Genomic DNA, 12,284 nt, shown 5'->3' with positions numbered 1-12,284 from the left:
GGCCACGGCCGGCAACACGGGCCTCGGCCTCGCGCTTGTCGCCCGGATCAAGGGCTACCGCGTCGTGCTCGTCGTGCCCGACAAGATGGCGTCCGAAAAGATCCTGCACCTGAAAGCCCTCGGCGCCGAGATCCACCTGACCCGCTCCGATGTCGGCAAGGGTCACCCCGAGTACTACCAGGATTACGCGGCGCGGCTCGCGCGCGAGATCCCCGGCGCCTGGTTCGCCGACCAGTTCAACAATCCCGCCAACCCGACCGCGCACGAAACCACCACGGCGCCCGAGATCTGGGACCAGATGCGCCACGAGCTGGATGCGATCGTCGTGGGCGTCGGTTCGTCCGGCACGTTGACGGGCCTGTCGCGCTTTTTCGCGCGCGTGCAGCCGGACCTGGAATTCGTGCTGGCCGATCCGCAGGGCTCGATCCTGGCCGACTACATCAGGACCGGCAAGGTCAGCGACGTCTCCGGCTCCTGGGCCGTCGAGGGCATCGGCGAAGACTTCATCCCGTCCATCGCCGACATGTCGCGCGTGAAGACGGCCTACTCCATCAGCGACGAGGAGAGCTTCAACACGGCGCGCGAACTGCTGCGCCAGGAAGGCATCCTGGCCGGTTCATCGACGGGCACCCTGCTCGCGGCCGCGCTGCGTTACTGCCGCGCGCAGACGACGCCCAAGCGCGTCGTGACCTTCGTCTGCGACACGGGCACGCGCTATCTGACCAAGGTGTACAGCGACGGCTGGATGGTCGACCAGGGCCTGCTGCACCGCCCCCGCATGGGCGACCTGCGCGACCTGATCGGCCGCCGCTTCGACGACGGCGAAGTCATCACCGTGTCCCCGACCGACACCCTGCTCACCGCCTTCAACCGCATGCGCAGCGCCGACCTCGCGCAGATGCCCGTCATCGACAAGGGCAAGCTCGTGGGCCTGATCGACGAGTCCGACCTGCTGCTGCACGTGACGGGTGACCGGGAACACTTCAAGGCGCCGGTCTCCGGCACGATGACGTCCGACCTGCAAACGCTGGCCCCAAGCGCCGGCATGCAACAGCTGCGCGACATCCTCGACCGCGGCCTGACGGCCGTCATCGTCGACGGCGACCGGTTCTACGGACTCATCACCCGCTTCGACCTTCTCAACCATCTGCGCAGGACTCTCACGTGAGCCATTCAGACGATACCCATCAACGCCACATCGCCACGCGCGTCATCCACGGCGGCCAGGCGCCCGACCCCACGACGGGCGCCGTGATGCCGCCCATTTACGCGACGTCGACCTTTGCCCAGGAAAGCCCGGGCGTGCACAAGGGCCTGGACTACGGCCGCTCGCACAACCCGACGCGCTGGGCGCTGGAGCGCTGCGTGGCCGACATCGAAAGCGGCGGCGCCGCCTACGCGTTCGCGTCCGGCCTCGCGGCCATCGCGGCCGTGCTCGAACTGCTGCCAGCCGGCTCGCACATCGTGGCCGGCGACGACATGTATGGCGGCACCTACCGGCTGTTCGAGCGCGTGCGCCGCGCGAGCGCCGGCCACGAGTTCACGTACGTCGACCTGACGGACCCGCTCGCGCTCGCGAACGCGCTGCGCCCGGAAACGAAGATGGTGTGGGTCGAGACGCCGACGAACCCGATGCTCAAGCTCGCCGACCTGCACGCGATCGCGCAGCTGTGCCGCGAGCGCGGCGTGATGACGGTGTGCGACAACACGTTCGCGAGCCCCATCAACCAGCGCCCGCTGGAACTTGGCATCGACATCGTCGTGCACTCGACGACGAAGTACATGAACGGCCACTCGGACGTCATCGGCGGCATTGCCGTCGTCGGCGGCCACGCGCACCAGCAGGCATGGCGCGAGCGCCTCGGCTTCATCCAGAATGCCGTCGGTGCGATCCAGGGCCCGTTCGACAGTTTTCTCGTCCTTCGCGGCATCAAGACGCTGGCCTTGCGCGTGGAACGCAGCAACAGCAACGCGCTCGACCTGGCACAGTGGCTGCAGGGCCAGGCCAGGGTGCGCCACGTCTACTACCCTGGCCTGACGTCGCACCCGCAGCATGAACTGGCGCGGCGCCAGATGCACGGCTACGGCGGCATCATCTCCATCGACCTCGACACGGACATCGCCGGCGCGCGCCGCTTCCTGGAGCAGTGCGAGATCTTCACGCTGGCCGAGAGCCTGGGCGGCGTCGAGAGCCTGATCGAGCATCCGGCCATCATGACGCATGCGACCATTCCGGCGGACCAGCGGGCCAGGTTGGGGATCGGCGACGGGTTGATCCGGCTATCCGTCGGCATCGAGCACGTGGAGGATCAGCGGGCTGATCTGGCGCGGGCGCTGGCCGCTATCTGAAAAACCGTCGCCCCCGCGCAGGCGGGGGCCCAATTTGCACGCTACTCGACAGCGCACGCAGGACTTGGGTCCCTGCCTTCGCAAGGACGACGTCGATACGTGTCGCGGGTTACTTAAGCGTACGCCGGTACTGGCAGCGCAAGACCCCGCTCGTCCTTGCTCTCCTCGACGAGCACCTGACGCACCCACTCATCCCCACGCACCCGGAACGTCGACACCACGTCCGTCAACTCCTCCGCCTGCGCCCGCATCGTGGCCGCCGCGGCCGCGGCCTGCTCGACCATCGACGCATTCTGCTGCGTCGCCTCGTCCATCTCGGCGATGACGCCGCGCACGCGCGCGATGCCAGCCGCCTGCTCGGAGCTGGCGCCGTCGATCGCATGCAGCAGATCGGCCACCTGCTGCACGCGGTCGAGGATCTCGCGCATCGTGTCGCCCGCCGCGCTGGCGATGCCGGCGCCGGACGCGATGGCGAGCGTCGACTCGCCGATCAGGTGCTTGATTTCTTTCGCCGCCGCCGCGGAATGCTGGGCCAGGTTACGGACTTCGCCCGCGACGACCGCAAAACCGCGGCCCTGCTCGCCCGCACGCGCCGCTTCGACGGCCGCGTTCAGCGCGAGGATATTCGTCTGGAACGCAATCCCGTCGATCATCGCCGTGATATCGCCGATGCGGGCGGCCGACTGGCGGATCGTCTCCATGCGCTCGACCATCTGCCCGACCGCGTCGGCACCGTCCTTCGCGACGCCTGACGCGGCCAGTGCGAGCTCGTTCGCATCGTGGGCATTCACGTGGTTCTGTTCGACGGCCTCGGTCAGGTCGGCCATCGCCTGCACGGTCGCATGCAGGCTGCGCGCCTGCGCTTCCGTGCGGTGCGACAGGTCGCTGTTGCCGGCCGCGATCTCGGCCGACGCGCCGTCGATCATGCGGGCGCTGTCCAGCACTTTCACGACGGTGGCCGACACGCCGTTCGTCATGTGGTTCAGTGCATCGAACAGGCGCCCGATCTCGTCGCCGCGCGCATGCTCGATGGTGGCCGACAGGTCGCCCGTCGCGACGCGCTCGGCCAGCACGACGGCATCCTGCAGCGGCGTCACGATGCTGCGCGTGAGCAGCCAGCCGGCGGCGCAGCCGACCAGCAGCGCGGCCAGGCCGAATGCGGGCAGCAGGACGCGGCTGAGGGCGAATGCCTGTGCGGACGTGGCCGCCAGCGCGTGCGCTGCGCGGGTCTGCCATGCGAGCAGCGCGTCGAGGGCTTGCGTGTAAGCGTCGAAGGTCGTGGTCAGCTCGCCGGACGCCAGTTGCTCGACCTCCTGCGTCTTGCCGAAGTCCTTCGCCTGGAACACCTGCTGGCGGACGCTCACGTAGGCAGCCTTGCGCTGTGCAACGGCGTCGATCAGGGCGCGCTCGTCCGGTACGGCCGGCAGCGCGCCCAGCTTCGCCTCGAGCGCCGCCGCGTTCTTTTCGCCCTGCTGGAGCATGGCCTGGAAGTAGTCGCCCGCCTCCAGGCTGTCGCTGCGAGCGATGGCCACGGCGCGCACACCGTTCAGCCGCGTGACGCCCAGCAGTTCGGCCGTCAGCTGCTGGCGGGCCAGCTTATTGTTGACGAGGTCGTTCGTGATGGCGTCGGCGGCGTGCATGCGCCACAGCGCGACGATGGAAATGATGACGATGGCAAGGGACACCACGGCAAAGGCGCCGATGATCTTGGTGCCGGTCTGGAGCTGCGGCAGTCGCATGGGATGGGCCTGAAATGAGGAATACCTCCCATCATAGACATGTTGTATGACAACAAAATGACGGCGATACCCGTGGCGGCCGTCGTGTGTTACAGGCTGGCCAGCTGCCTGAACCCGGCCGCGCGGCGGCGTGCCACGTCAACCGTGTCGCCGCCGGACAGCAGGAGATCGAAGCCGCCCGCCTCGTTCGGCGTCACCTGCTGCACGTGCTCCAGGTTGACGATGTGGCTGCGGCTCGCGCGAAAAAAGCATTGCGGGTCGAGCGCTTCTTCGAATTGCTTCAGGGACCGCAGAACCAGCGGCCGATGTGCGCCGACATGGACACGCGTGTAATTCCCTTCCGCGCTCAGGAAGCGCACGTCACGCAGGGCCACGAACCAGCACCGCTCGCCGTCACGGAGGAACAGCTTCCGGTCCATCTGCGACTGACGTGCCGGCTCTCGCCCCCGGCGCTGCGCATGGCGGTCCAGGGCCGAGGCCAGCCGCGCCGCCTGCACAGGCTTTTGCAGGTAGTCGAGCGCGTTCACTTCGAAGGCCTGCAGCGCGTAGCGGTCGTAGGCGGTAGTGAAGATCACGTCCGGCGCGGCATCCAGCGCCGCCAGCAGGTCGAAGCCGCTCCCGCCAGGCATCTGCACGTCGAGGAATACCAGGTCGGGCTTGAGCACCGTGATCTGGTGCAGGCCGTCGGCCGCATCCACCGCTTCGCCCACGATGTCGATGTCCGGGTGCGCCCGCAGCAGGCGCCGCAGCTCGGCCCTGGCCAGGCGCTCGTCGTCGACCAGCAGCACGCGCAGCCGCTCCGTCACGTAGCCTCCGGCAGCCGCACCGTGGCGCGCACCCAGCCGTCCTGCTCGCACAGGTCGAGGTTCGCGCCCGCCCCCAGTGCCAGCGCGAGTCGCTGCCGTGCATTGACCAGGCCTGTGCGGGTCGAGCCGGACAGCGCCTGGATCGTCCCTGCGTTCGCGACTTCGATGACCGCCACGCCATCGTCCTGGCGGCGCGCATGGATCCGGATGTCGCTGCCGTCCGGCCGGGCTTCGACGCCGTGCTTGACCGCGTTTTCGACGAGGGTCTGCAAGGCCATCGGCGGGATGCGCACCGTATCGAGTCCGGGTCCGACATCGATATACGCGCGCAGGCGCTGTTCGAAGCGGATCTGTTCGATGGCGAGGTAGGCGCGCACCACGTCGATCTCGTCCGCCAGTGGCACCGTGTCGTGCGCGCCGGCCTGCAGTGCGTGGCGCATCACGCTGGTCAGCTCATCGATCATGCGTGCGGCCGCGTCCCGGTCTTCGTAGACGAGGGCGCGCACGCTGTTCATGCTGTTGAAGAAGAAGTGGGGATTCACCTGCGCCTGCAGCGCGCGCAACTGGGCGTCCTTGGCGCCGACTTGCAGTCGCAGTGTCTCCGCCTCCAGCCGGTTCGCACGGCGCAAGGACAGGGCCGCGGTGTGGAACACGTTCCACATCAGGTGCAGGCACCACCACGAGGCCAGCGCGGCGGGTAGCCAGGACACGCCTCGCACGGGGCCGAACGGCCGGATGACGATGTAGCCGGCCAGTTGCGTCATGGTGTTCACGATGCCCAGCACCAGCACGCCGGCAAGCACGGCGCCCCATCCCATGCGCGCCCCGGCGGCCTGCCGGCGCTTCAGGATGCGGCGCCACGCATCGGACAGCAGGACGCCGCTGGCCGCGCCCCAGCAGCACACCAGCACATAGCGTCGGACGTCGTCGGGCGCCGCATAGCCGGGCACGGACGGCCGGTTGAGAACCTGCAGCACAAGCACCAGGCCCCAGCCGGCGCACTGGCACATCCAGTACCAGCTCAGGCGCGCAAGCAGGGAGGGGGCGGGCATCGGCGAGGCTGTCATCGCGAGAGATGTTCTTGTTGGGCGTTCAGTTCAGGAAGCGATCGATGCGATCATACATCCAGGCCGGGTCGTCGAGCATGATGAAGTGACGGGCGGTTTCGGCCAGCGCCACCTGCACGCCGGGCAGACGCATGTATTGGTTCCGATAGTTCTGCTCGAACATGGCCATGGGGCCGTAGGCCTTGTACGCGATCCAGCTGCCGAGCACCAGCGTGGGCGCACGGATGCGGCCAACCTGCTCGCGCATGTCGTCGCCCATCATGTCGGCCATCGTATTGACCACAGTGGTCCGGTCGGACTGGGCGCCCCAGGCCAGCACGCGCTTGACGTCTTCGGGACGGGAGACCATCGTGCGCACCGACATGTCGGTGGCGGCGCGTGCCGTGGCCGCATCCTGCGCCAGCATCATGCGGCGCATGCCCTCCCCCGCCTGCTTCACCTGCTCGGCCGTGACGCCCGGCGCCTGCGTGGCCGCGACGAGGCACGGCACGGCATCGACGATCACCAGCTTGCCCACCTCATCCGGATGATCGGCCGCCAGCTTCAGCGCCAGGAAGCCGCCCAGGCTGTGGCCGATCACGACCGGGCGGGCGAGACGATGCGCAGCGATGTAGTCGGCGAGCTGCTGTTCGGCGGCAGGCAGCAGCGCGCCGTCGATGGGCGGCACGCCCGCGAATCCGGCCAACGTCAGCTCATGGCATTGGAATTGCGCCTGGGAGGTCCCGCAATAATGGGCGACGGTGCCGTTCCAGACCTCGCCCGACGACGCCACGCCGGGAATCAGGATGATGGGCCGGCCTTGCGGATTGCCGCTGACGGCGACGCGGAACGCGGGGTGGACGTCGGCCGCCTGCGTGGTGGGAGATGCCAGCAGCAGGCTGGCGGTGGTCGCGGCGAGAGTGAGAAGTGTGCGCAGCATGGTTGACTCCGGTGGACGAAAATGCACCCATGCTAGGCAGCGGCCGCTGGTGGGGCAATGCCGACTGGACGAGCGGCGCGCACGCCGGACGAGCGGCGCCCGGCCAAATAAAAAGCCCGCACAAGGCGGGCTTTCGTGAAGCGATTCTGGAATCGCTTATTCGATCTCGACGGTCTCGACGGGCTCCGGCGGCGGCGGGACGTCGCCTTCCGGGAACTCGAGGAACACGTCGTCCTTCTCGTTCAGGTCGACCGTGACACGGCCACCGTTCACGAGACGGCCGAACAGCAGTTCGTCGGCCAGCGCCTTGCGGATCATGTCCTGGATCAGGCGCGACATCGGACGGGCACCCATCAGCGGGTCGAAACCTTTCTTCGCGAGGAACTTGCGCAGTTTCTCGGTGAAGACGGCTTCCACCTTCTTCTCGTGCAACTGCTCTTCCAGCTGCATCAGGAACTTGTCCACGACGCGCAGGATGATGTCCTCGTCCAGCGCGCGGAAGCTGATGATCGCATCCAGGCGGTTGCGGAACTCAGGCGTGAACATGCGCTTGATGTCGGCCATCTCGTCGCCCTGCGCCTTCGAATCCACGAAGCCCACCGAGCGCTTGGTCAGGCTTTCCGCACCTGCATTCGTGGTCATGATGATGATCACGTTGCGGAAGTCCGCCTTGCGGCCGTTGTTGTCGGTCAAGGTGCCATGGTCCATCACCTGCAGCAGGATGTTGAAGATGTCCGGATGGGCCTTCTCGATCTCGTCCAGCAGCAGCACCGCATGCGGCTTCTTGGTGATGGCCTCGGTCAGCAGGCCACCCTGGTCGAAGCCGACGTAGCCCGGCGGCGCACCGATCAGGCGCGACACGGCGTGGCGCTCCATGTACTCGGACATGTCGAAACGCACCAGCTCGATGCCGAGGATGAACGCCAGCTGCTTCGCGACTTCCGTCTTGCCGACGCCGGTCGGACCGGAGAACAGGAACGAACCGATCGGCTTGTCCTGCTTGCCGAGGCCGGCGCGGGCCATCTTGATCGCGGCCGACAACGCTTCGATGGCCGGGTCTTGCCCGAACACGACGTTGCGCAGGTCGCGGTCGATGGTCTGCAGCTTGCTGCGGTCGTCCTGGTTGACGGTCTGCGGAGGAATCCGCGCGATCTTCGCGATGATGTCCTCGATCTCGGTCTTGCCGATGGTCTTTTTCTGCTTCGACTTCGGCAGCACGCGCTGGGCCGCACCCGCTTCGTCGATCACGTCGATCGCCTTGTCCGGCAGGTGACGGTCATTGATGAAGCGAGCAGCGAGCTCGGCCGCGGTCGACAGCGCCGACGCCGAATACTTCACGCCGTGGTGCTCTTCGAAGCGCGACTTGAGGCCGCGCAGGATCTGCACAGTCTGCTCGACCGACGGTTCGTTCACGTCCACTTTCTGGAAGCGGCGGGACAGCGCATGATCCTTCTCGAACACGCCGCGGAATTCCGTGAACGTGGTCGCACCGATGCACTTCAGCTGGCCGTTCGCGAGGGCCGGCTTGAGCAGGTTCGATGCGTCGAGCGTGCCGCCCGATGCGGAACCGGCGCCGATGATCGTGTGGATCTCGTCGATGAACAGGATGCCGTTCGGCGTGTCCTTGAGCTGCTTCAACACCGCCTTCAGGCGCTGCTCGAAGTCGCCGCGGTACTTGGTGCCGGCCAGCAGTGCGCCCATGTCCAGCGAATACACGACGGCATTCTGCAGGATCTCGGGCACGTCTTCCTGGACGATGCGCCATGCCAGGCCTTCGGCGATCGCGGTCTTGCCGACGCCGGCCTCGCCCACGAGCAGCGGGTTGTTCTTGCGGCGGCGGCACAGGATCTGGATCACGCGATCCACTTCCTCTTCGCGCCCGATCAGCGGATCGATCCGGCCGTCGGCGGCAGCCTTGTTCAGGTTCGTGGTGAACTGATCCAGCGGGCTTTCCTTAGCCTGGCCTTCGACCTGCGCTTCTTCCACGCCTTCCGACGCCTTCTGGCTGTCGATCTGCTGGTCCTTGCGCACGCCGTGCGAGATGAAATTGACCACGTCGAGACGGGTCACGCCCTGCTGGTGCAGGTAGTAAACGGCATGCGAGTCCTTCTCGCCGAAGATCGCCACGAGCACATTCGCGCCGGTGACTTCCTTCTTGCCGTTCGACGCCGACTGGACGTGCATGATCGCGCGCTGGATCACGCGCTGGAAGCCCAGCGTCGGTTGGGTGTCGACTTCGCCGGTACCCGGCACGGTCGGAGTGTTATCGCCGATGAAATTCGTCAAGGTCTTACGCAGGTCTTCGATATTGACCGCGCACGCACGCAGGACTTCAGCGGCCGACGGGTTGTCGAGCAGCGCCAGCAGCAGGTGTTCGACCGTGATGAACTCGTGCCGAGCCTGCCGCGCTTCGACAAAGGCCATGTGTAGAGATACTTCCAGTTCCTGCGCAATCATACTTCCTCCATCACGCACTGCAGGGGATGACCTGCCTTGCGCGCATGCGTTAATACAAACTCCACTTTGGTACACGCTATATCTTTGGAAAACACGCCGCACACCCCTTTACCATGGCGGTGTACAGAAAGCATGATCTGCGTCGCCGTCTCGCGATCCTTGTTGAAGTACTCCTGGATGATGGCGACCACGAACTCCATCGGCGTGTAGTCGTCATTGAGCAACGCCACCTGATACAAGGGAGGTGGCTTGACTGTCTGCCGCTCCAGCAGCTGTTCGGTATCGTGCTTGGTTGCCATAGGGGTATTCTAAATTGCTTTCGATCTTCGTGTGTGCGGAAACTAACGCTCAAGGTAATCCCATTTGCTTTCCATCTTACGCGTTTTCCAGTTGCAGCGCAGATGGCGGTTCCATTGCGAAAATCAAGAGCTTGATTTTCAGCCACTATGTCATTTTTTACAACGCGTGTTCAAAACCGCTTGACTTACGAGATTCTTGCGCCAACAATGCAGTTATTGACATGTACTTATGTACTTGTTGATAAGAAGTGAGCAGGCTGAGGAGGGGGCAAGAAGCTTCTTGCTTTTATGGCTCGTGTGATTTGTTTTTAATCGAAGGTTATTTTATGGCAACAGGTACTGTTAAGTGGTTCAATGATTCCAAAGGTTTTGGCTTCATCACCCCTGATGACGGCGGCGAAGATTTGTTCGCGCACTTCTCCGCGATCAATATGAACGGTTTTAAGACCCTCAAAGAAGGTCAAAAAGTCCAATTCGAAGTCACGCAAGGCCCGAAAGGCAAGCAAGCTTCTAACATCGTCGGCGCGTAAGCACCCTCCGGAAGCAAAGAACCCCGCTTCGGCGGGGTTTTTTTTATGGTCCCGCCGCCACGCATCATCCCTCTCCTGCAAACAAAAAAGCCCCGTACACTTACGGGGCTTGATCTGCGTCAATAAGACCTCCCTTACATATTCTCGATCATCACGTCGCCGAAGCCCGAGCACGACACCTGGGTCGCGCCTTCCATCAGGCGCGCGAAGTCGTAGGTGACGCGCTTGGACGCGATCGCCTTCGCCATCGAGCTGATGATGAGGTCGGCCGCTTCCGTCCAGCCCATGTGGCGCAGCATCATCTCGGCCGACAGGATCAGCGAACCCGGGTTCACGTAATCCTTGCCCGCGTACTTGGGCGCCGTGCCGTGCGTCGCTTCGAACATCGCGACGGAGTCGGACATGTTCGCGCCCGGCGCGATGCCGATGCCGCCGACCTGGGCCGCCAGCGCGTCCGAGACATAGTCGCCGTTCAGGTTCAGGGTGGCGATCACGCTGTACTCGGCCGGACGCAGCAGGATCTGCTGCAGGAACGCATCCGCGATCGAATCCTTGACGACGATGTCCTTGCCCGTGCGCGGGTTCTTGAACTTGCACCACGGACCGCCGTCGATCAGCTCGGCACCGAACTCGCGTTGCGCCAGCGCATAGCCCCAGTCGCGGAAGCCGCCTTCCGTGTACTTCATGATATTGCCCTTGTGGACAATGGTGACGGACGGCTTGTCGTTGTCGATCGCGTACTGGAGTGCCTTGCGCACGAGGCGTTCCGTACCCTCGCGCGACACCGGCTTGATGCCGATCGCGGAGGTCTCCGGGAAGCGGATCTTGCGCACGCCCATCTCGCGGGTCAGGAATTCGATGACCTTCTTCGCCTCGGCCGACTCGGCGGCCCACTCGATGCCCGCATAGATGTCTTCCGAGTTCTCGCGGAAGATCACCATGTCCGTCTTGTGCGGCTCGCGCAGCGGCGACGGCACGCCGTTGAAGTAGCGCACGGGGCGCAGGCAGACGTACAGGTCGAGTTCCTGGCGCAGCGCCACGTTCAGCGAGCGGATGCCGCCGCCGACAGGCGTCGTCAGCGGGCCCTTGATCGACACGACGTACTCGCGCACACAGTCCAGCGTTTCGGTCGGCAGCCAGACGTCCGGGCCATACACCTGCGTCGACTTCTCGCCGGCAAACACTTCCATCCACGCGATCCTGCGCTGGCCGCCGTACGCCTTCGCGACGGCCGCGTCGACGACCTTCAGCATCACCGGGGTGATGTCGACGCCGGTGCCATCGCCTTCGATATAGGGAATGACCGGCTGGTCGGGGACGTTCAGCGAGAAGTCCGCGTTGACGGTAATCTTTTGACCATCGGTAGGTACTTTGATATGTTGATACATCATGTTCTCCGAAGTGGGCACGCGGCGGCGGCGGACCGCCAGGTCTGCGATCTCCATTAGAATAGTGGGCTGGCCGTCGTCTTGTCTAAGACGCAACACTGGCACAACATTATGCACCAGTATTGATCGCGACGGGCCAGAGGCTCGCTATTTTGCTCCAAAATCCATCCTTCATGTCCCTCATCCTGTTCAATAAACCCTTCCAGGTGCTGTGCCAGTTCTCGCGCGAGGACGAGCGCGAAACCCTCGCCGACTACCTCGACATCCCGAACATATATCCCGCCGGCCGGCTCGACGCCGACAGCGAAGGCCTGATGCTGCTGACGGACGACGGCCGCCTGCAGCACCAGATCGCCCATCCGGACCACAAGGAAGCGAAGACTTATCTAGTACAACTGGAGGGGATCGCCGACCGCGCCACCCTCGACCGCCTGCAGGCGCCGATCGACCTGGGCGACTTCATCACGAAGCCGTGCCGCGCCACGCTGATCGCGGAGCCGGAGTGGCTGTGGCCGCGTAACCCGCCCATCCGCGTGCGCCAGGACAAGCCGACCAGCTGGATCGCGATCACGCTCGAAGAGGGGAAAAACCGCCAGGTGCGCCGGATGACGGCCGCCGTCGGCCTGCCCACGTTGCGCCTCGTGCGCTCGAGCATCGGGCCGTTTTCGCTGGCGACGCATCCGCTGCTGCCGGGCGAGTGGATGGAAGTGCCGGCCGCTGCCGTGGGCGG

11 protein-coding genes are annotated in these 12,284 nt (G+C 65.2%); 4 read left to right on the top strand and 7 right to left on the bottom strand.

All coding sequences use genetic code 11. The annotated features are described in order from the left end of the window. Together ACEN88_RS13525 and ACEN88_RS13520 are read left to right on the top strand one after the other, a co-directional pair. Window positions 1-1,168: pyridoxal-phosphate dependent enzyme (locus ACEN88_RS13525; protein WP_413340303.1), on the top strand; the 1,168-nt coding region annotated here is incomplete at its 5' end. After that, the gene (locus ACEN88_RS13520; protein WP_413340301.1) at window positions 1,165-2,349 is read left to right on the top strand and encodes a trans-sulfuration enzyme family protein; all 1,185 of its coding nucleotides are present in this window, start codon (window positions 1,165-1,167) and stop codon (window positions 2,347-2,349) included. The genes ACEN88_RS13525 and ACEN88_RS13520, both read left to right, overlap by 4 nt. Before the next feature lie 113 nt (window positions 2,350-2,462). On the opposite strand, the gene ACEN88_RS13515 is transcribed toward ACEN88_RS13520, so the two are convergent. From ACEN88_RS13515 to clpS, 6 genes are all read right to left on the bottom strand, one after another. After that, the gene (locus tag ACEN88_RS13515; RefSeq protein WP_413340300.1) at window positions 2,463-4,088 is read right to left on the bottom strand and encodes a methyl-accepting chemotaxis protein; all 1,626 of its coding nucleotides are present in this window, start codon (window positions 4,086-4,088) and stop codon (window positions 2,463-2,465) included. 89 nt (window positions 4,089-4,177) lie between these two features. Further along, on the bottom strand, window positions 4,178-4,882 hold the full coding sequence (locus ACEN88_RS13510) for a LytR/AlgR family response regulator transcription factor (protein WP_413340304.1): 705 nt from the start codon (window positions 4,880-4,882) through the stop codon (window positions 4,178-4,180). A gap of 8 nt (window positions 4,883-4,890) precedes the next feature. Then, window positions 4,891-5,946 (bottom strand): sensor histidine kinase, encoded by a 1,056-nt coding sequence (locus ACEN88_RS13505; RefSeq protein WP_413340298.1) that lies wholly within the window; start codon window positions 5,944-5,946, stop codon window positions 4,891-4,893. 40 nt (window positions 5,947-5,986) lie between these two features. Further along, on the bottom strand, window positions 5,987-6,880 hold the full coding sequence (locus ACEN88_RS13500) for an alpha/beta fold hydrolase (protein WP_413340297.1): 894 nt from the start codon (window positions 6,878-6,880) through the stop codon (window positions 5,987-5,989). Between the two features lie 156 nt (window positions 6,881-7,036). Continuing rightward, complete coding sequence (gene clpA, locus ACEN88_RS13495) at window positions 7,037-9,337, bottom strand: ATP-dependent Clp protease ATP-binding subunit ClpA (RefSeq protein ID WP_056127106.1); 2,301 nt, start codon at window positions 9,335-9,337, stop codon at window positions 7,037-7,039. Continuing rightward, window positions 9,334-9,636 carry an ATP-dependent Clp protease adapter ClpS gene (clpS, locus tag ACEN88_RS13490; protein ID WP_027864722.1) on the bottom strand — a complete coding sequence of 101 codons (303 nt, stop codon included), beginning with the start codon at window positions 9,634-9,636 and terminating at the stop codon, window positions 9,334-9,336. The genes clpA and clpS overlap by 4 nt, the downstream gene beginning before the upstream one ends. A 326-nt stretch (window positions 9,637-9,962) precedes the next feature. Between clpS and ACEN88_RS13485 the strand changes: the two genes are divergently transcribed. Further along, window positions 9,963-10,166 carry a cold-shock protein gene (locus ACEN88_RS13485; RefSeq protein ID WP_036165387.1) on the top strand — a complete coding sequence of 68 codons (204 nt, stop codon included), beginning with the start codon at window positions 9,963-9,965 and terminating at the stop codon, window positions 10,164-10,166. A gap of 134 nt (window positions 10,167-10,300) precedes the next feature. Here ACEN88_RS13485 and icd read toward each other — a convergent pair whose 3' ends face one another. Next, window positions 10,301-11,554 (bottom strand): NADP-dependent isocitrate dehydrogenase, encoded by a 1,254-nt coding sequence (gene icd, locus ACEN88_RS13480; protein WP_413340294.1) that lies wholly within the window; start codon window positions 11,552-11,554, stop codon window positions 10,301-10,303. Window positions 11,555-11,727: 173 nt separating this feature from the next. On the opposite strand from icd, the gene ACEN88_RS13475 reads away from it, so the two are divergent. After that, window positions 11,728-12,284, top strand: a 557-nt coding sequence (locus ACEN88_RS13475; RefSeq protein WP_413340292.1) for a pseudouridine synthase, incomplete at its 3' end; no start/stop codon positions are given.

The organism is Massilia sp. CT11-108, assembly GCF_047302915.1.
Lineage (GTDB): Bacteria > Pseudomonadota > Gammaproteobacteria > Burkholderiales > Burkholderiaceae_D > Telluria > Telluria orientalis.
Note: the sequence above shows the minus strand (reverse complement) of the source record. Positions and strands in the feature narration are given on the sequence as shown.

Excerpts from the sequence above, each read along its gene's own strand:
- ACEN88_RS13515 (WP_413340300.1), bottom strand. The coding sequence starts at position 4,088 with ATGCGACTGCCGCAGCTCCAGACCGGCACCAAGATCATCGGCGCCTTT.
- ACEN88_RS13505 (WP_413340298.1), bottom strand. The coding sequence starts at position 5,946 with ATGCCCGCCCCCTCCCTGCTTGCGCGCCTGAGCTGGTACTGGATGTGC.
- ACEN88_RS13500 (WP_413340297.1), bottom strand. The coding sequence starts at position 6,880 with ATGCTGCGCACACTTCTCACTCTCGCCGCGACCACCGCCAGCCTGCTG.
- clpA (WP_056127106.1), bottom strand. The coding sequence starts at position 9,337 with ATGATTGCGCAGGAACTGGAAGTATCTCTACACATGGCCTTTGTCGAA.
- clpS (WP_027864722.1), bottom strand. The coding sequence starts at position 9,636 with ATGGCAACCAAGCACGATACCGAACAGCTGCTGGAGCGGCAGACAGTC.
- ACEN88_RS13485 (WP_036165387.1), top strand. The coding sequence starts at position 9,963 with ATGGCAACAGGTACTGTTAAGTGGTTCAATGATTCCAAAGGTTTTGGC.
- icd (WP_413340294.1), bottom strand. The coding sequence starts at position 11,554 with ATGTATCAACATATCAAAGTACCTACCGATGGTCAAAAGATTACCGTC.